Annotated in this window: 10 protein-coding genes; all 10 read right to left on the bottom strand. The window is 49.8% G+C overall.

The window, feature by feature from the left end:
- The gene (locus tag AB0L18_RS24055; RefSeq protein WP_367389873.1) at positions 1–2178 is read right to left on the bottom strand and encodes a TIM-barrel domain-containing protein; all 2178 of its coding nucleotides are present in this window, start codon (positions 2176–2178) and stop codon (positions 1–3) included.
- Between the two features lie 30 nt (positions 2179–2208).
- On the bottom strand, positions 2209–3336 hold the full coding sequence (locus AB0L18_RS24050; protein ID WP_367389872.1) for a glycoside hydrolase family 88 protein: 1128 nt from the start codon (positions 3334–3336) through the stop codon (positions 2209–2211).
- Between the two features lie 39 nt (positions 3337–3375).
- Complete coding sequence (locus AB0L18_RS24045) at positions 3376–5523, bottom strand: hypothetical protein (protein WP_367389871.1); 2148 nt, start codon at positions 5521–5523, stop codon at positions 3376–3378.
- A gap of 1 nt (position 5524) precedes the next feature.
- A complete protein-coding gene (locus AB0L18_RS24040; RefSeq protein ID WP_367389870.1) occupies positions 5525–9181 on the bottom strand; it encodes a DUF4450 domain-containing protein in 3657 nt (1218 codons plus the stop codon).
- Positions 9182–9225: 44 nt separating this feature from the next.
- A complete protein-coding gene (locus AB0L18_RS24035) occupies positions 9226–12177 on the bottom strand; it encodes a glycosyl hydrolase (protein ID WP_367389869.1) in 2952 nt (983 codons plus the stop codon).
- Between the two features lie 10 nt (positions 12178–12187).
- Positions 12188–13408 carry an oligogalacturonate lyase family protein gene (locus AB0L18_RS24030; RefSeq protein WP_367389868.1) on the bottom strand — a complete coding sequence of 407 codons (1221 nt, stop codon included), beginning with the start codon at positions 13406–13408 and terminating at the stop codon, positions 12188–12190.
- A 42-nt stretch (positions 13409–13450) separates the two neighbouring features.
- The gene (locus AB0L18_RS24025) at positions 13451–15010 is read right to left on the bottom strand and encodes a sialate O-acetylesterase (RefSeq protein WP_367389867.1); all 1560 of its coding nucleotides are present in this window, start codon (positions 15008–15010) and stop codon (positions 13451–13453) included.
- A 50-nt stretch (positions 15011–15060) separates the two neighbouring features.
- Positions 15061–15372 (bottom strand): L-rhamnose mutarotase, encoded by a 312-nt coding sequence (gene rhaM / locus AB0L18_RS24020; protein WP_367389866.1) that lies wholly within the window; start codon positions 15370–15372, stop codon positions 15061–15063.
- Between the two features lie 107 nt (positions 15373–15479).
- A complete protein-coding gene (locus tag AB0L18_RS24015) occupies positions 15480–16991 on the bottom strand; it encodes a RagB/SusD family nutrient uptake outer membrane protein (protein ID WP_367389865.1) in 1512 nt (503 codons plus the stop codon).
- Between the two features lie 41 nt (positions 16992–17032).
- Positions 17033–20170, bottom strand: coding sequence for a SusC/RagA family TonB-linked outer membrane protein (locus AB0L18_RS24010; RefSeq protein WP_367389864.1), 3138 nt, complete (start codon positions 20168–20170; stop codon positions 17033–17035).
- Between the last annotated feature and the right edge of the window lie 174 nt (positions 20171–20344).

Raw genomic sequence — 20344 nt, 5'->3', positions numbered from 1 at the left:
TTACCAGGTTTCTTTACTTTCCATCGCTGCCAGATCGGGCTTAGTTGCAGCAATTTTTAGCGATTCCTGGTAGAGGGCATTCAAATCACCCAATTCCAGATCCGTACCCTTCCGCAGGAAGACAGGCGTTTTATAAGCAGGAGCATCCACGGTGATGTACTGCCCGCCTTCGTATTCCTTGGTGGTATCCCAGGCGTCTATCCATTGGGCGCCTGCGGGCAAATAAACACGATGGCTGGTTTTGCCGGATTCCCAAACCACGGAAACCAGCAAATCAGGACCAAAGAGATAAGTCTGCCAATCTTCCCAGGCTTCCTTTTGTTCAGGATATTCAAGGAATAATGGACGAGCGATCGGTGTACCCGTTGCGCGCGCTTCTTCCGCCAGCTTGCTGACGTAAGGGACCAGCTTCATCCGCAGCTTGGAGTACAGGCGCCAGGTCGCAATCAGCTCAGGATCGTAAACGGGAGCTTCCGGGTTATTCCAAAAACCGGTGTTGTTGGTCGGCCCCGTTTCCATAATCGGTGAGAAGCAGCCCAGTCCTAGCCAGCGTTTGGTGGTTTCCTGTGAGAAATCGCCCCAGTAACCGCCAATATCTGATCCCCACACGGGGTACCCCATCACGGCACAACGTTGCATCGCAATGATGGCCGAGCGTAGCCCTTCGGGTTTGCCATTGGTATCACCAGCCCACATGCTGCCGAATTTAGCACTGCCCGTGTATTGCGCCCGTGGAAAGAGGACAAAATCGTCGCCCAGTACGGGTTGTACTGCCTTATAAGTAGCTTCTACATATTGGCGGGGATAATCATTGAAGTTTTCCCGGTAGGTCGTTCCGGCGTGGGTTAGCAGGTGGAGGGAGTCCTGGAGTTTTTCTCCGTCGGCGCGATCCAATTTAAAGCCTTTTACGCCCATGCGTGCGAGCTTACCCGGACCGTTTTCGCCCCACCAGGCCACCGCTTCTGGATTGGTGAAATCCATGAGCACCTGACGAGAGTCTTTCCAACGGTGACTTTGTAGATCGTAGTTGTTTTCTTCGGCATAATCCGCCATCTCTCCCATCACGAAGGGTCCGATCCAAAGCATGAGTTCAACGTCATTTTTGTTCAACCAGGAGATCATCTTTTCTGGTTCTGGCAAACGGTCTAAATCAAAATCATAATCATCAAAACCACGAACACCAGGCCCCCAGGGGCGATCAATCCAGTGGGCTGTACAGGGAATATCGTAGGCTTTCATCATGAGCACGTCCTCTACCACATCCGTATTATAGGGAGCTGTTTTGGGCGTTCCGTCGTAATAAGTATCCTTGTTGAAATGCTCATCGCGCCAGCGCCAAGGCCCCAGTGCCCATGCTGGAGGAACCAAGGATGGACCCGTCTCCAAAGCATGTTGCTGAACAATTTCTTTCACGCCTTTGCCAAGGTAGAGTTGATAAGTTAGGGCTGGCCCTTCAAACGAGATTTGAACGGAATTGGGATTTGCTTGCGCAAAATCAAAGACCCCCGGCCAGGTACCGTGCGCAAAGAAGCCATAGCCAGCAGAAGAAATATAGAAAGGAGCGTAGGCCGAAACCGTGGGTTTGAGGTGCATTTCCACCCGTTCTCCCCGCAAGTTCATGCCGGTGCTGATACCGTCTTTCCAGGATTCTTGCTGACCACCATCTACTACACGTTCGAAAATACCCGTAAAGTATTCTTCCTGACTCGCCGCCAGGTTGATCAGCCATTGGTGATGTTCCTCGGATTTGCTGTCGATGGCGAGGTGAACGAGTAGGTCATCTCCTTCGGCGGGTTCAACGGTCAAGGATACCTTACCGCTGTCGGTAGTCCATTGGTAAACCGTTTTTCCGTCTTCTTTTTTGGTGGTTTCCGGGGCGCCGGTTACCCAGGTTTGTTGTCCGCCCCGATCAAAGCCGATACTGCCAATGGTCGCTGAAACGGCTTGCATGACTACGGGCGCACCGCCAGCGTTCTCTATGGTAACCACAGGGTAGCCCGCTTCGTCAATGGTGACCTTTACCGCAGCAGTTTCTTCCGCTGGCGGAGTACAAGCACTCAGGCTGATGGCTAAAAATGTAATGAGTCCGAGGAATGGCTTGGTGTAAGACCTTCGGAAAATTGTCCGAATTGAATCTCCCAATAAGAGCTTCGTTAGTGATTTGGCTTGAATATTCATGAAGTGTATTTTTTAGATTCTTTAATTCGATCAATTAGCCAGCTTATAAACTTCGGTACCCGCCAGGAGGAAAGCCCCCAGACCGTAGTCTTCAAAGTCAGGAATCTTATCGTAGCTGAGAGGTTGCCCGTCTTTGGGTTCTTTGCCCGTACTTTGTAAATAACCTAGGAAACCGTTGTCGTGCAAAGCGTCTTTGGTGATGGCATTCCAGCCTTTGGTCAGTGCTGGTACGTAGGTTTTGCGATCTAAGATATTGTTATTGACGCCCCAGGCCATGCCGTAAACAAACATGGCGGTACCTGAAGTTTCTTTGCCACCAAAGTGAGTAGGATCGTGTAGACTTACGTTCCAGAAACCATCCTCTCGCTGTACTTTAAGGAGGGCTGCCATCATATCTTTGAAATCCTGGACGTATTCCGCACGGTGGGGCTCGTCTTCCGGGATCAATTCCAATACCCGGGCCAGGGCCATAACTACCCAGCCATTTCCCCGCGACCAGTAAGCATCTTCGCCGTTGGGTTCGGTGTAAGGTGGGTCAAAGTCAGCATCTCGCCACCAAAGGTGATCGGCGGGATTGTATAGACCATTGTCACCGTGCTCGTTCTTAGCAAAGCTATACATCTGGTACATGCGTTCAAAGTAGGCAGGATCATCGTACAAAACGCCTAGTTGAGCAAAGATGGGCATCCCCATCTGAATGGCATCAATCCAGTTCCAGTCATCAATCTTATCGGTATTCATCATGCTGTCAATGGAAGCTTTGATGGATTTGATCCGTTCGGGTTGTGGATCGATTTGGTACAGCTCAATGTAGGTTTGCCCGGCACATTGATTATCTGCGTTACGCGTATAGGTGTCGCCATCCCGCAGGTCCCAATTGTGGAAGGTCGCCCAGTCAACGGCGTAATCATAGTAGGCGGGCTGGGGATCGAGCCGGTGCAATGCCATTAAGCCTTCGTAATAAACGGCACGGGTCCAGATATTACTAGCACGTGATTTATTGGTGACGATGCGTTTACCGGTGTCCGGCCATTTTTCCATAAAGTAGGAATTGGCTAAACGCAAATCAGCCAGAATACGGTCGGTTTCTGGAAGCTTGGCTGTCGTGCGACATGCTCCCAGCAGCAAGGTAAAAAGCAGAAGTGTGAGATATTTCATAATAGCTTTGTTTTCATGATAGTATTGCAAATAATGCGTTTAGGGCATCCGCTGTAAGTTTTCCCAACGGATATTCCAGGTGCCATCTTGCGGGAAGCCTGGGTGGGCAATGTCTGGTGCTCCGTCCCAACCCGCAGCCATCATGGCTACGGCCGTGAGTAAACCACCGTTACCGGGTAGATAGAGACGTAGCCTTTCGTCCTGGTAATTATGTCCATTTAAGAGGTAGGTATTCTTATTCGCAGCCAAAAACAAGGCTTCAATGGCTTGATCTTGTTTTCCCAAACGAGCTGCCGACATCGCTAGCATAGGGTAATCCCAACCCCAGGTCGTTTCCCATTGCCAGTTATCCATGATTTCGTCGAAAGTAGCTCCCATGATGGCGGGATCTACGTGCGGGCCGGCGGGCAACATGCCCAGGACACCGGTGACAATGGGGTGGTCTCTGCGATTTTCATCATCGGTGTAAGCCTCAGTAGCTCCTGCACAAGGGAGGTACAAGCCATCATGTTGGGGGAGGGGAGCGAGTCCATCCAACACCTCCTGCCATTCTGGGTTAGGTTCCAATCCCAAACGGAGGCGCCACTGTTGTGCTACGCCAAGCGCGTAATGCCAGTAGGCCACTTCAAACGGAGGATCGTTGGTTTCCGTGGCGTGAAAAATCTCCTGGGCGGGTATGATCGGAGCACAAAGGTGATACTTGCCATCGGTTTTACTGAGTTGAGCAAAGTCAGCCATGAAATCGGCTGTTTCAAATATAATCTCCTGGTACTTTTCCAAAGTTTCCTGTGTAGGCTTTTGACGATAAACCAATTCCGCAAAATAGATGGGATGGGGCTGCTGCCAAACCAGGAATTCACCTACGCTAGAAGGGCTACTGAGCGCTTCCGGGCTCGTCATTTTTTGCCAACGAACGCCCGCAAACCCCTGCCGTTTAGCAGTAGATCGGGCATTGGGCAGGGCATCCTGGTACCAGGGTAGCGATTCTTCCAAGAGCGGAAGCCGGTTCCATAAAGCGAAATGAACGCCGTGCCACCAGTGCATCTCCAAATGAAACTTGCCGTACCAACTATTCATCGTCAGCCCCGTCTCCTGCGGAGGATACTGTCCGGTACACTGAACGCGGGTAAGGTATTGAGAGAGTACGACGCGCCGCTCTAACTCCGGTGCCCGGGCATCGGTGCAGGCCGAGAAATCGATGGCTCCTCCTTCTTGCCAGAAGGCCTTCCAGGCTTTGGTGCTTTTTTTGAGTGTTCGTTGGTAATTGGGTAAAGTCGATGCATCGGCCTTAGACTCAAAACGTACACTTCCCGTAAGCGATTTGGCTTGTGGATGAGGCCTGAGGGCAAACGCGTGTGCCCCGGTCTGTTCCATTACTGCATCTTCCTGCCAGCTTGCCGCAACAAAGAAACGGGTGCTATCCAGCGTTCGTTCAACGCGGAAATTATGCTGGTCTTGCTGGATGATTTTTGTCTGATGCTCCTCCTCGGTATCCCAGTCGTAAGCAGGGCAAACGTGGCAGCGCTTGGCATTGGGAAAACGATATGTGACGCTGAGACGCCCAGCTTCGATGAGAGGCGAGGTGATTTTGAACGCAATAGCATCCTCCTCCGGATGAGCGTAGAGGGTCACTTCTACAGGCTGGTTATCAATGGTGTATTTGCTGTGGATTGCCCCCGTCCAAAGGTTAAGTTCTTGATCAATATTCTTAATGGCACTTTGGTCCAGCACCCCGCCATTTGCATCTTTGAATTCCAGACCGATCAGGCCCAGGTGCAAGCGCTGGGGATTCATGCGTAGCCAATCTGCCGCCGCTTTTGCGCGCCCTTCTTTGTGCTGGATCGCAATGGGATAGGAATGATCATTACAAGTTTCATAATCTACCAAAACGTCTTTCAAAATGTAGTTTCCCGTGTTTGAAAAACTGTGCCAGCCCCATTCGGATTGGGTGCCGAGAGAGATGCCATGGTCGTAATACTCAGGGAAACTTTGCAGGCCGGTTGCATCTACGGTGAAAGCGAAGCGACCATTACCTACCGTAAGACTACCCAGGGTATCCATGCTCGTTAGGCGAGGATTGTTCCTGGTCACCAAGGCCAAACGATCAATCGAGGATTTTTTGGGTAAAACCGGGCCATAGTTAATGACAAGCAAGGCTACCCAAACACTCAGTAGGAGGTACTTCATATTAGTCTTTTCGTTTTAAAGTGGCGGCCATCAAGCCAATAATAACATCGTTGGTGAGGGTCCGAATAGTGAGTGTTTTTAGTGTTTTATCAGGATCCAATGGCAGGTCCAATACCGTTGCTGCTCCCCCCTCAATCGCCGTATCGGTAAACCCTTTGATCGTAAAATAATCCTCGAAATCCTTGGGCATAAGGCCCGTTTTCAGGTGAATACGTGGCGGAGGTGGCTGGTCGGAATGAAAGGCATAGCCGTCGAAATAGTAATCTTGCTCAATGGGTACCCAATTGTCGGGATTGCGGAGCGCTAAGGTACTTTGGCTACCGTCCTGGTAAGTGACTTCCACCACGCCATTGTCCATACGACTTTGCATGGGGTTGGTCGATCCGGCCATGAGTAGGTACAGATGCTCCGCTTTTCCCCTTAAGGGAATCTTGATTTCCGTTGGGAAACGATCCCATTGCGAGGTGAAGAGAATATTGTCTGGCTCCTTTTGGTTGCTTACCGCAAAAGGAATGCCTTGGGGAAGTTCAACCATTTGGTCATCACCCGCCAGTGCACGGAGGCCACGATCATCGATTTCCGCTACGACATTAGGATAACACCAATTGCCAATACCGGTAACGGGTAACTGAACGGTAGGTCCTGTGGGACGTGGACTCCAATATTGCGGCGCAAAAATAGTATTAACGGAAGCGTTGAAATGCGCACCAAGATCAAGCTGGTCGAAATGGGTGCTCGTGGGCATCTTTCCTTCCCAGTCAATGGTTTGAGCGGCTGCGGTCAATCCACTTCTCGTGATCAGATGCAGTTGCTGGGTTCCGGTAGACCAGTGCGCCTTTGGATAAACCAACTGCCGTTTTTCGCCCGCTGGCAGCGTGAATTCAGCCAAGCGCTTAGAGGTGCCCGGACCTTGATAAATCATTAGGTGCTGCGTTTGTCCGGTATTGTTGCTTACCTGCCAATAACTGCTGTCCCTTGTAGTTGTTTTTTCGCTAGCAAGCGCAATTTGCGGCAAGATCGTCAAGGGAATGGGCACCCACCACTGGGTCTCATCTTGCTCTACCTGGATGAAAAAGGTGTGTTCACCCGTTTTATCAGCGAGTGTTCCTGACAAGGTGTTCTTTTGATGGGTAATATTGTCCCAAAGGCTTTGCGGATCTGCTATTTGCAGGATATTTAGCCCTTGGGTAGAAAGCGAAAATGCTTGTCCGGCAATTGCTTGTTCTTCGATCGCAATGGTTTCCCACGACGATGCTTGATAGCGAATCTCTATATCGAACTGCTGCTGCTGATCTACCTCGATTTTTACAAATGGGTTGCCCACGTGCTGAGGAATTACCTGCCAGGGTGTGCCTAGGCCATTCACTAAAACCTCTTCTATTTGGCGACGTGGTGTAATCTGAAATTGCAACTTCAGAGGAGTTTCGATCTTGGCGTCGATTCTATAAAAGTCCGACGTATGGTTTCGTTCATAAGCAAAAGCCAGATCAGGGAGTTCAATAGCCGCTTGTTCCCAATCTTGTGGGAAACCTGGTGTAATGGTGAGCGTGCCGTTCAGGAGGTTTGGCCGGATGCCGAACAAACCTTCCACCAGCGAGCGAGCAGTCATGCCAATCGGATCGGCAAAATCGCGGTAGAGTTCGCCGCGTTTGGCATCATAGAAAGATAATTGCTGGATAGAACCGGGCGATGCTCCCAGGTACATGCTCTCCATGAGCGCACTTTTCCACAGCAAGAAAGCTTCTTCGGAGCGGCCACCCTGCCAGAAGGCCAGTGAGGTATGCATCACCTCCGCCAGTGCCACATTGTTGACCGACCAGGTGTAGGGCAACCAGTTGGTCGTGGAAACCGTGTACAAATTCGTATCCACTAATCCATGGGCGTGGATCGGAATTCGGGGGATTTCCCTTTGTACATAATCTAGCATTTGGTGGGCTTGCAGTGGTTCCGGCACCTCACTGTCCATCGCGTGATACACCGTCCACAAGGCGGGAGCATCGTGCAACAGTTGCAGCCCCAGTAAATCTTGGTATTCGGCAAAGCAACCTTTGTCTGCTAGCCATAGCTTTTCGTTCAGGGCAGTTTTTATGCGGCTAGCCTCTTTTTGATAAGGAATTGGATCTTCGCCTATTAATTCTGCCAGCTTTGCGGCTTGCGTATTCGCATAGTAGTGATAGGAAGAAGCGTGGGTAACGCCGCCGCCACTGTACTGTACGGCATCACTGGCCCAGATGCTGCAATAAGCATCGTAAAGGGCGTCGCCGTCGGTATCGAAGCAACGTTTCTCCCAAGCCAGATGACGCTTGATCAGCGGCCACATTTCTCGCGCAAATTCGAGGTCGCCTGTCCAGGCAAAATGCCGAAAAAGGGCATCGATGTACACTTGGTTCATGTCGTAATGATGGGCCCTTAGGCGTTCTCCTCCTGGATAGCGCGATATGTATCCTTCGGTGAAAATAGCCGTTCCGATTTCTTCCACCTGGCGAGCCAGATTGCGCGAGCTATCAGGAGTGACTGGCCCGCTTGCCGGAGCCGTGAGCTGTGATTTGGCGTAAGCTCCGAAGTGCGTGCGGGCGCGTTGGTGCCAACCCAAAGGATCAGCGACGTAAGCTCCCCGCCAGCCCACCAATTGCTGACGCCAGGCAATGGCTCCGTGATGGTAGGCGGGTTCTTCCCATATCGCATCGGAGGCGATAGCGAGGGCGCCACCAAGCGTGTTGATGTAAGGATCTGGTGTTTGAATGTGCACCCGTTGAGCAATCGCTTTTCGCTGATCATCGGCTTCTTGAAAAAGCGCTGGCAAATCGGAATAGTTAAGCGAAGTACCCGCAGAACAAAGAATTAGACCATATTGCCAATCCCCTCCCAGCACTGGCTGTCCTGTGACCAAAGGATGCTCCGCTGCTGCGGATTGTACCAATTGTAAGGGAGTGTCTTGGTAACTGGCGTCAGCTAGTCGCAAATTGGATGCCGGAGGAAAAATACCACTCAAGGACTTAATACTATCGGAGCCTTCCCACTTTTGGGCCGGATAATCAAGCTCAAAAGAATTGCCAGACAGTGCGTAAGTATTTCCCACACAATGATCTGGTTCCAAATAGAAAACCGACTCGGGGTCCGCGCCAATATCTCCTTCCCGACTAAAGCGTTCATCCGAAGCACCTCCAAAAGCCAGTAGCAATTTGACTTGCTTTAAGGGTTGCTCGCTCCGAAAACGGAAAATTAAACCTTCCTGTTGGTGGAGCGCAAGAACCTCCACCAATAGGGTAGTGGTGCCTAATAATTCATCCTTCACTTCGTAGCGCATTTGCCCCGGATCGTAGGTGGCCTTGATCCGCACCGCATCTATCAACCACTTGCTTCCGTTTTCGGTGAGTAACCCCAAGCGGAGGGTACCTGCCAAACGGGGGCGGTACAAGGCAAATTCGGGTAGGTCACCCGCTTCTACGCGAAAGCCGCTGTAACCTCCGTATAATGCGCGATTAAAGCGGCGTTCGCCATTGTTTATCACAAAGGCTTCCCCTTCCGGCGTGTAGCGCAACGACCGTTCAATACCATGCCAAAACGCTGGTGCTGATTGTTGGGTGTTCCCTTCTAGCCAGCACACAACCGTTAGAACAAGTAGCAATAAGCGTACAATAGGAGAGGAGGTCAACAAGATGGCGGTTTAAAATTTATGTGATTAAAATGGGAAGTCCATGGTTATTTTTTCTCCAAGCTTGTCAAGGTTACCGGTCCAGCTAGCCCAGAGGCCACAGGTTCCCACTTGGCAGCATCGAAGATACCGAGTGGCCCTGCGTTTTCGCGTAAGCGTGGAGGAATGTTGGTGTTGTAAAACTTCTTCCACGGTAATTTGTCGCGATCCATTTTGATGATCCGGTTGATCAGGCGATTAGAGACATCAATCGTCAGGGTATTTTCCTGCTGCAATTGAACGGCAGGGATAAGCAACTGGTAGGTTGGCCCAACGAGTGTTGCTAGTTGCCTGCCATTCAGTTGTATACTGGCCGTTTCATAAACCTTTCCTAAATCCAGCAGATAAGCTTCACCAGTACCCGAAGGACGCTCAAAAGTGGTTTGATAACGACCAGTGCCCGAGAAGAAGTGGTAAGCTTCCTCCGGTTGCTCGTTCCATGGTGCGACTTGGGGTAAATTCAGCTTAGCGGGTAAGGTGGGGCCTCCTTGCAGAAACTCCACACTCCAAGGGCCTGCAAGTACCATTTCGGTTGCTGTCTTTTGGTAGTAAGGCCAATCATTCCCTTCCACATCATTCGGGCTGACCCAAACGAGGAGGGAGCTGCCCGGAGCAAGCTGCAACATTACATCGGTTGTCCCAGCTTCGGATGGCTTCGTTTGCGCTGTACCTTGCGCGCCCGTCATGGGGTCAAAGAGCACGGCAGTAGCTCCAACAGCAGCCAGCGAGACCCAATTATCTACAGTGGCATCCGTCCAATTGGTAATAAAGTAAAGTTGTCCATCCTGGTAATTCCGACGGGAGAACGCCAAGCCTTGCTTTACCATGGCTTCCGCCTGGATACCTGTGCTGGCAAGTGCTTGTTCCCACTGGCTGGCAAGGATGAATTGCCCCGTTCCTACCTTGGCGGCAGACTGTCCGTTTACAGCGTTAAAAGTCAAATCGTTTTTCATAGTGTTTAACGCCTCCTGGCGTTGCTGTAAATCTCCCCAGCCGGGAACGGATACGGGCAATTCTTCCTGGAAGATAATCGTCGCACCAGACTTCGCGAGCTCCATCAGCGTAGCAAAGGTGGCCACTGGAATATACTGTGTAGCGGGAACGATAATCGTCTTGTAACTGCCGCCTTCGGTATGGATAGCTCCGTTGAAGGTGCTTTTTTGTAATTGCTTATCAGAGATGAAATCGAAAGTGTAGCCAGCGTCCAGCAGCTGTTCTCCAATCTCTGCTACGGCAGTCTCGTCGAGGTGGGGGCCGTGACCATCAAAGTGTTGTAGCAGTTCTTCGGTGGTGGTTGCAAAACGATCATAGATAGGAAAATAGAGCAAAATATCATTTGCACTGGTGCCTTGCTGGAGGAAAGATTGGGTGCGTGTGACGTATTCGTTTACCGCCCGGAGGTCTTTCCACATGGGGTTGCGGGAGTTGGCGTGGAAAGCCGCATAGAATAACCTACCGGGAAAAGCATCGTCCTTAGGTGAGTAAGTATTGCCGTGGTAAACCAAATGATTAACCCCATTCACCAGGTAGCGGTCAAGGTTTTCTTTGAGGTTGGCCCAATTGGCAACGAAGTGCTCATCCAGCCAGGTCGCAGCCTCGGCAGCTACCAAAGGCTGTCCGGTAACGTGAGCTGCGGAGCTGGCAAACTTGATCCGCAAGCGCTCCGTACCTTCTGCTTCCGGAATGTCGGAAGCTGCATAGAGGTCAAGAATATTGGCGGGCGAGCCGTGCGCTTGGTTCCTGACCATGGCCTTTTGATCATCCGCCCAGGCATTCCATTCCTGGGTGAAGGTTTCCAGAATTAGATCAGAGAAGGTTTCCCGAAAATCGGATAGGATACGCGCATTTTCTTCGGGGGAACTCTGACCAAAAAGTGCAGGTAAATGTTCCCGGAGGTTATAGCCCCGTTTTTCCGCGAAAGCGGCAAAGAAAGAAGGCGTAAAATTGGCTTGTCCACGCGCGTCATCAACTTCGTAGCTATCATTAAAAAATGCACGTAACAAACTGACGTCATGCCCCTCAAAAGCAGTATTAAAACGTTGCAAGTAGTGATTGATGGCATCTTTGGAGAAGTGATCAATCACGTTGCCTTCTCCACCGGGCGCAGCACGCTCCACCATTTTGCCGTGTTGACCAGTAAAGAGGGCGTAGAGTGTCCACTGTCCTAGGGGAGCTGTCCAGTTGAGTGTGCCGTTGGCGGAAACGTTTTCCGTAAGGTCAATGACTTGCCCCTGGTCACTGTAGGCCATCAGGGTAAGCAATGGCAGATCCTCTGCGAAGCGTATCTGATCTAGTGCCAGCATTTGGAGGTCTTCGTTGGCCGAAATGGGTTGTTTAATGTCTTCGAGCGTGATTTTCCGGGCTTCCTGGAATACTTTTTTGGGATCCAACTCCGCATAGGGAATTCCCGATGCTTCCGAAGCCTGATGCAAGAGGAGAGCTCCGTTATTGATGCGGCGGAAGATAGGTTCTTGGGTATAGACTACTTTTTCCTTAAGCTGCTCGCCAGCTGATAAGGTGTACGTTTTGTGCGCCAAATACTTACAAGCATCCTCCGGTGTTACCCAAGGGCCACCAAACGGCCAGCCAGTGCCGGTGGCCATGTCTATTTGCATACCTAGTCGCTGAGCTTCTGCCAGCGTATGGTCCAGTAGCTCCATCCAGCGAGGGGAGAGGTACGCTACAAAATCTTCTTCCTCCCCGATGACGCCAAAGATGGGGGTGAGTTCCAGCCCCCCAAAACCGGCCTCCTGAAGTGTTTCCATTTCGGAAGTGATGCCTTCTTTTGTGACGGCGCTACCGTGCCACCACCAGCGGGTCCAGACTTTGGTGTCGCTGGTGATTTCCGGCCAAGCGGGCTGTTGAGAGAGGGAGCTTGTGGGAATATTGTCGCCACAGGACGTGAGCAGGAGGCTGCAAAGGCCTACTAAATAGACGAAGGATGGTAAATAATGATTCATTCTTTCTGGATTATTGATAGGGCTTTACCTCTACCGCATAAATGTGACTCGTCCCTTCAAAGTTAGCTCTAAAGATAATCCACTCACCATCTGGTGAAAAATGGACATTGGGCTCCAGCTTGTAATTGTGGTGTTGCATATTGACCAAGCGCTGTGATTGAAGCTGATCATCCTTGGGGGTGAAGAGGTAAATATACATGCCATCTTCGGCCTTGGCTACTTGGGAGGGGTCTCCTCCATCACCGCAAAAAAGCTGCTGGTCGGGAGCGATATTAAAGTGGATGGACCATTCATTGCGGTCCATTTGGTATTTCTTCATCGTCGCCGACTCAAGGTCGTAGGCAGCGAGATAGAACGTCTCCCCGCGAGGGATCTGTAGGTCGTACCAGATGGTCTTCCCATCCCAACTCCAAAATTCGTGGCCGGCAATCTCCCGGTCGACGGTGCGTTCGTGAATTTTCGTGACTACATTGCTGGCAAGATTGATATTCCAGATGCGGTCTACTTTGTGCCAGGGACCTTCGTGGCAAAACATGAGCATATCAGGGTCGGTCGTTGAAAACTGGATGTGTCCGAGCCAGGTGTTTTCTTCGTGAATGGTTTGCAGTGCTCCCGTTTCAAGGTCGATATAAAAAAGCTTGTGCAATAGATTAGCATCAAAAATTCGATCAAAGAACTCGCTCTTGCTGGGGTAATTCATCAGAATGGTATCCTTTTCGGGGGAAGCCCAGGTGCCCGCTAACTTGGTTTCGTCAGCATTCAGCGTGGTGATGTGAGCTTTAAAATCATCAGGGAAAACAAAAACGGCACGGGTCTCCTTGGTATCTATATGGGTGGCAAAGACGGTGTCCTGTGTTTGGTAGAAAACCTCACGCCTTTTTTTACCCAAGATTTCACCACCTTTTCTGCCGGGGGAGGTCGTCAATTGTTCTATTTTACGGGTTTGCAAATTGATGGTAAACAACTGGCTAACGTCTTCTACTTTGCCGTAATAGACCATTAAATCGGTTTTTCCATCAGTGCTTTTCAGGAAAGGATCATTGTGGAAATAGAAGCTGCGGGTGTCGTCAGCAGCCGTTAATCGTTGCATGCGATGGCCCGTTGTTTGATCTACCCATTCCTCTGGCATGGGGTTGCTACCTCCTGTTTCTAAAACAGGTACTGCCGTTTTGCAGGAGCAGAGGGAGAATAAGACAATAAAGATGATCAGACTACTGAAGGAGTATCGCATAAGGATGTTTTTTAAAAATAAAAGATCGGTGACTAACTCAAATTAGCGCTTGCCGTGGGTAGGCCCCAGCCAGGTATCGGTGCGAAAGGGAGAGGCTGGTACCCCCGTTTCGTTCGTTAAATTGGGCTGAACCGGATTGTTGTTAAAAGCATACCGGACAGCCTGAGGCAACTCAACTTTTTGGGCATCTACAATAATTTTCCGTCGGCCTTTGATTTTAGCATTGGCCCAGTGCCACTGCTGGTCGGGACCAGCGATGACGAATTCTTGAGGTGCTTGACTGTCAGTAGTTTGCAGGCCCTGTCCGACTTGGTCGAAATAAAGGATAGCTTTTCCTTTGCGGAATTTGGCGTGCGAAAATACGGGCCCACCCGCTAGTAGGTCGTAGCCATAAACAGCCTGCTGCGCCCAGCGGGATAGCCGCATCCCTACGTCGTACTTATTGGTCGGGTGAATATCATCCGCCTCACCAATGTCGATGGTGACGATCAGCCCGGTGTTGGGAACCTGTTCGGCGACTTTGCGTTGCCGGTCTCTTAAGTGACTCCAGGCCAGGTCTTGAGGAACATCCGAGGTGGCTCTAAAATTGGGGAGCTGTACGATGCCGAAGGGGAAATCCCCTTGGCCCCATTTGCTGCGCCAGGACGCTATCATGGTGGTTAGTAATAGTTCGTATTGTTCGGCTCGTTCTTCGTTGGATTCTCCCTGGTACCAGATGGTGCCGCGGATAGCGTAGGGGATGAGCGGTGCTATCATGTTTTCGTAAATAGACCCTGCTATACGGTAATCTCTTAAAGCATCAGGGGAGCGGGGTTGATTAGGAAGTTTGCTGCCTTCGGCCTTCGCCTTAGCGACCGCTTTTTTCCAATTGGCGATGTCTTCGTCGTATTTGGCTTGTACCTGAGGGCGTTCTGCTGCCCAGATGTCTTCTCTGGCGATGCAGGGAGCAAGCTCTTCTGATGCGGCCAAGAATTCCCGTGGTGTCCAGGCCTCCGCTTGTGACCCTCCGTAGGAAGAATTGATGAGCCCGACGGGAACTCCTGACAAACGGTATAGATCCAAACCAAAGAAATAGCCTACCCCGGAAAAGGAGGGCACTGTTTCCGGAGAACATAACTCCCAGGTCGCTAGCCGTCCCTCTTGATGTTTAAAACCTACTTCACGACTTACGTTGAACAGCCGGATATCGGGATAATTAGCCTTAGCGATGGCTTCCTCGCCACCAGCAGACTCTAATAGTCGCCATTGCATGTTGGACTGGCCGGTACAAAGCCATACTTCGCCGACCAAAATATTTTTTAGGGTAATGGTATTTTCGCCGCTTATGGTAAGAGACGAAGGAGTGGCAGAAGCACTCATTGGCCGTAAGTAGATCATCCATTTCCCTTCCGTATCCGCCTCCGTCTGGTGAATTTGATCGTGGAAAGTTACTTCAATACTTTCACCAGGGCTTGCCCAACCCCAGACAGGTACCTTTTGCTGGCGTTGCAATACCATGTTATCCGCAAGGACATCAGGAAGGAGAATGGCTGCACTTAGAGAACAGCAAAAAACACGCAGAATGAAGAGCAGGCTTAACAGGGGTAAGCGAGGAATTTTCATGCACAGTACTTTTTGGTGACTTAATGTGGGTAACCATACCCTGATCCTTCTTACAAGTGGAAGACTTCCTGCAGGGGCCTTACTACGGGGGAATGGTCATCATTGGTTTCCATAATATCGGCCATAAAAGCCCACCACTTTTTGACAATCGGTGAGGCTGGAATCTTGCTTTCGTCAAAATCGTCGCTGAGTACCTGATAGGCATAAAGATCCATTGTTGTTTCGTCGAGATAGATGGAATAGTCGAGGATTCCACAGTCGAGAAGAAAGGATCTTAGTTCGGGGAAAATTTCATCGTGTCGTTGTTTGTACGCTTGGGCGAAACCCGGTTTGAGTTTCATTTTAAATGCATTGCGACGCATAAGTTGTAAAAGATGTGAATTACGGTAGCGGAATATTTTTGGAAACGCATTGAAGAAAAGCGTAAGGCCCCAACCATAAGGTTGGGGTCTTACGGTATATACACTCACTAGTATCCTGGATTCTGTTGGTACAAACCAAGCTTCACATCCAATTGCTTTTGTGGAATTGGGTAAATCACGAAGTCAGAAGTAACGGTTTGCATCTTATTGTCGTCGTCATCGGAAGCGATGAAACTATTCATCACGTCTACTACTTTACCGGTGCGTACGAGGTCGTCCCAGCGAAGGTTCTCTCCGGCGAACTCCCGACGGCGCTCATCCAAAAGCATATCAAGGGTAACGTTTGAAACATCACCTAGACCTGCACGCTGGCGTACAGCATTCACCGCTGCGTCAACTTCGGTTTGAGAACCAGGTGCTCCTTGCAAAGTACATTCTGCACGAAGTAACAAGACGTCAGTATAGCGTAATACCGGATAGTTCAGTGACCAGTTGAAACGATCACCACCAGCCTTACTTACGTCCATGAACTTATTGAAGAACTGTGCATCAACGGTTACCCCGTTTTCATCCACATAATCTACCAGGAAAGTTTCATCAAAGCGCAAGTCACCAGCCTCATAATCGTTGATGAGGTCTTCAGAAATACGCTTAGAACCGTCTCCGGGGTTACCCCCAGGGAAAGGCAGATTGATGCGTGCCCATCCTTCATCGTAGTATTCGGTAGGGTAGTAGCCACCAGCACCAACGCTACCGCCGATGAATTGCATGTCCCAAACAATCTCAGCGTTACCTTCATTGTCGTAATCGAAAATAGCACCGAAATCATCCAGCATAGCATATTGATTACTACCTATAATGTCATCAAGTAGCAATGCTGCTTTATCGTACTCATTGGAAGCAAGGCAAGGCCCGTCAGGGTGTAGCTGTGGGCCTGAACGAGTGAGGTATACCCGTGCCAGGATACCTTTTGCCGCCAGAGCCGATGCACGTCCGCGATTAGCACCAGTTTGAACATCAGGAAGATTGCTAATGGCAAAATCCAGATCAGAAATAATCAGGTTGTACACGTCTGCCACTTCAGCACGAGGGATTTGCAGGGCTTCATCCGGCGTTACAAAAGTTTCGAACAAGGGGACTTTCCCGTACCACTTGACGAGATCAAAATAGAAGAAAGCCCGTAAGAACTTTGCCTCTGCCTCAAACTGAGTGGCGAGGGTAGCATCTCCAATCGCGCCACCATTGGCTTGCAATTGATCAAGAACTGTGTTGGCGCGCATGATGCCATTGAAAGCTACATTCCAAGCCGTCTCCACGGTGGCAAGGGTAGCAATTGTCGCCAAGAAATTATTGGTGGCATTCCAATCACGAACACCGGATTGTCCGGGGCAGTATATATTATCTGAACGTGATTCATCGAGAATGACGTAAAGGCTTGGATAGTCCATATTGCCGGTTACTCCAAGGCTGGCGTAAATGCCATTCACGGCCTGGGTAAAATCACCTGCATTGGTAAAGAAACCATTGCTACCTACTTGTGAGATCGGAGCCAAGTCCAGATCGTCTTCACAAGCAACTAGAAAAGAGGCTACAAAAATTAGGAGAAATATCTTTTTCATATTAAATGAACTTTTCGTTTTCAGTATCAAAATACTAATGTTTAGAAGGTAAGATTAGCGCCAAAGACAATTGATTTGGCAAGCGGGAATGCACCATAATCATCGCCATTGTCGTTAACGGCCTCCGGGTTGTAGCCTCCGGCGTATTTATCCTTACCGAAATAGTTTTCAATGTTCACGTAGATGCGAGCAGCACTAATCCCTTTCATATCGATAACATCTCCAAGGTTGTATCCCAAGGTAATGTTACGTACCCGCCAGTAGTCGCTAGCGTACAACCAATCGGTGTTTTTGATCCGACCGAAAGAAGAGTTGGCTTTTCCGCGCAAGCCTGCACCTGGATCTTCTGGTGAACGCCAGCGATCGCGGTGAAAGCCCAGGGTGTTTTCTGAAAAACCCATTCCTGTACGGTCGAGACCCCGACCAAAAGTAGAATAAATTTTTCCTCCCCACTGTCCTTGTACCAGTACACTCAGGTCGAAACCTTTGTAGCTGAAAGAATTGGTGATTCCCCAGATATAGTCGGGGTTAGGGTGTCCGGAAAGCACGCGGTCGTTAGGCGTGATTACACCGTCGCCATCAGCATCTACATAGCGAGGGTCGCCTTCTACTTGGTTGCCGTATAAGGCAGCTCCGGCTTCAATATCAGCTTGCGTAAGGATGCCATCCTGCTGTACAACATAGAGGCTGTACATTGGCTGACCTACCATCAGAATATTGTGGTTAATATCGAATGCACCACCTAGGATGGGTGTATTTTCAGGACCAAGCTGTACGACTTCATTCTCATTGTGGCTGAAGTTAATACTGGTATTCCAACTAAATCCACCCGTAAGGTTACGCGTAGTCAATTCAACTTCCCACCCTTTATTCAGTACTTCACCAATGTTGGTAAGTGCGGAAGAGAAACCTACCGCAGTTGGAATAGGGATGTTCAATAGCAGGTCAGAATTACGCTTGGTATAGTAGTCGAAAGAAGTGAAAATGCGGTTTTCGAATAAGCCTAGATCAAAACCCACATTAATGGTCTCTGATTTTTCCCAGCTCAAACCTGAGTTGGCAAAGTTGGTAGGCACCTGACCAGCGGCCAGCGAGCCATTGAAAGAGTAATTGTCGAAACCAAGGATAGAGACGTGAGAGTAATCACCAATACCATTGTTTCCGGAAATCCCCCAGCTACCACGAATTTTCAAACTACTAACGGAACCCAGGTTTTGCATGAAGTCTTCCTCAGAAATTCTCCATCCAGCAGATACCGATGGGAAGACCCCCCACTTGGTATCAGGACCGAAACGAGAAGATCCATCACGACGCAATGAACCTGACAAAAGGTATTTGTCTTTCAAGTTGTACTGAACCCGCCCAAATACCGACACCAAAGTATTTGCGGTTTCTTGGGTAAACGTACTTGAGGCGTTGATGTTAGCTGCATTCAAGGTCGTAATCACATCGGAGTTGAAGCCTCCTGCTACACGAATCGCAAAATTGTCGAACTTAGACATGTTGTAGGAGGTACCCACTACTGCTGATAAGTTGTGTATGCCACCAAGCGTTTTGTCTAAAGACAAGGTGTTTTCGTTCACAAAAGTTTGTCTGCGGTACCCTGAGTAGCTACCACCTGCGGTACGGTTACGAGTAACGAAAGCGGGGGTATATGCTTTGTAGTTTTGATCCGCATTGTCAAGGTTGAAAGAAGTGCGGAAACTAACACCTTGTGCCACTTTGTACTGTGCGTAAACGGTACCCAGCGTACGGAAGATTTTGGAATCGCCGATGGAGTTTTCAATTACTCTTACCGGGCTTGAGCGGGAGTTGCCCCAGGTGTAAATGCCGTTGTCACCAATGTTTGCGTCAAGACCTACCGAGTCTTCAACAACAGGCGCCATACCAGCAGCAATGTGCATTTGCTGGTCCTTGCCCTCCACACCAGGATCACTGGCAATAGAGTAAGAGGGGGCAATGTTTACACCTAAAGTCAGGCGATCACTAGCCGTCACTTCCAGGTTGGCCCTTGCGGAATATTGCTTGTAACCAACGCCGATGGCAATACCTTCCGAGTCGAGATAATCACCGGAGACGAAGTAACGTACATACTCGTTTCCACCTTGGGCGGATAAACTGTAGTTCTGCATTGCTCCTCTACGGAACATTTCATCTTGCCAGTCGATATAGGTAAGTCCTGGGTGACCAGGCAAATCCCAACGGTCATCTTTAATCAAGTTACTGTTGAAAGCACCAAGAATGGCTTGGCGTTCAGCGGAAGTTTGGTCGGCGGTGCGGCCTTCACCAGAATTCACCCAAGCGTAATCGATCATTTCCTGGGCTCTTTCCACCCATTCTTCTGCGGAGAGTACATCAAGTTTCTTAGCCGTTTCATTGAAACCATAGTTGACATTCAGGTTGATTTTAGCTTTGCCCTGTCCTCCTCGCTTGGTGGTAATAAGAACAACACCATTGGATGCTCGTGAACCATAAATGGCTGCGGCTGATGCATCTTTCAGGACTTCAATGGACTGAATGTCATTAGGGTTGAGGTTGTCTAGTGGGTTGCCCGTTCCAAAACCACCACTGCTGCTTTGCGCAGAAACTTCCAGCGGGAAACCATCAATCACGTAGAGGGGTTCGCTATTAGCACCAATGGAGCCGGTGCCCCGAATCTGCACCCGGAAGCCTGCGCCCGGAACACCGCTGGTTTGTTGTACCCTTACTCCTGCGAGCTGTCCGACCAGCGCTTGGTCAACACGGGTTACCGGACGTTCATCCAGGTTGTCTGCGGAATAACTGGAGATCGCGCCAGTTACATCAGCCCGTTTCTGGGTACCGTACCCAATGACCACTACCTCGTCGAGCAAGGCCCCTTGTTGTAGGGTGACGATAATTTCTGAACGACCATTCAAGTCGACGGTCATAGGACTGTAACCCGTGTAAGAAACCTCCAGTGCTTCCGTTTCCTGAGGAATCTCAAGAGAGAAAGAGCCATCCAGGTCAGTGACGGTGCCTATGCCTGTATTTCCTTTGACCATAACACTTGCGCCAATCAGCGGCTCACTGGTTTCATCATCAAGCACAGTCCCTTTTACCATGCGCTGACTCCAACCTACTTGCATGGAGCCAAAGAGAATTCCGAATACGAATACCCAGCGGGCATACTTCGGTAAATTGTAAATTATTGGTTTCATAAAACTTCTGTTAAGTGATTAGATAGAAGGGTGTTTTACACTTTGGACTTGGGGATTCAGAATATTATTTGCATCAAAGTTACTGTGCCAAATGTTTATAACCGTTCTGTACTGTTATGGCAAATATTAGAAAAGGGGGGTGTGTCGCTGTTTTAGAGGAGATCACGAGGATGG

Source organism: Lewinella sp. LCG006, from assembly GCF_040784935.1.
Taxonomy (GTDB): domain Bacteria; phylum Bacteroidota; class Bacteroidia; order Chitinophagales; family Saprospiraceae; genus Lewinella.
Note: the sequence above shows the minus strand (reverse complement) of the source record. Positions and strands in the feature narration are given on the sequence as shown.

What these genes read in the sequence shown, in the direction of transcription:
- AB0L18_RS24055 (WP_367389873.1), bottom strand. Translation starts at nt 2,178, where the DNA reads ATGAATATTCAAGCCAAATCACTAACGAAGCTCTTATTGGGAGATTCA.
- AB0L18_RS24050 (WP_367389872.1), bottom strand. Translation starts at nt 3,336, where the DNA reads ATGAAATATCTCACACTTCTGCTTTTTACCTTGCTGCTGGGAGCATGT.
- AB0L18_RS24045 (WP_367389871.1), bottom strand. Translation starts at nt 5,523, where the DNA reads ATGAAGTACCTCCTACTGAGTGTTTGGGTAGCCTTGCTTGTCATTAAC.
- AB0L18_RS24035 (WP_367389869.1), bottom strand. Translation starts at nt 12,177, where the DNA reads ATGAATCATTATTTACCATCCTTCGTCTATTTAGTAGGCCTTTGCAGC.
- AB0L18_RS24030 (WP_367389868.1), bottom strand. Translation starts at nt 13,408, where the DNA reads ATGCGATACTCCTTCAGTAGTCTGATCATCTTTATTGTCTTATTCTCC.
- AB0L18_RS24025 (WP_367389867.1), bottom strand. Translation starts at nt 15,010, where the DNA reads ATGAAAATTCCTCGCTTACCCCTGTTAAGCCTGCTCTTCATTCTGCGT.
- rhaM (WP_367389866.1), bottom strand. Translation starts at nt 15,372, where the DNA reads ATGCGTCGCAATGCATTTAAAATGAAACTCAAACCGGGTTTCGCCCAA.
- AB0L18_RS24015 (WP_367389865.1), bottom strand. Translation starts at nt 16,991, where the DNA reads ATGAAAAAGATATTTCTCCTAATTTTTGTAGCCTCTTTTCTAGTTGCT.
- AB0L18_RS24010 (WP_367389864.1), bottom strand. Translation starts at nt 20,170, where the DNA reads ATGAAACCAATAATTTACAATTTACCGAAGTATGCCCGCTGGGTATTC.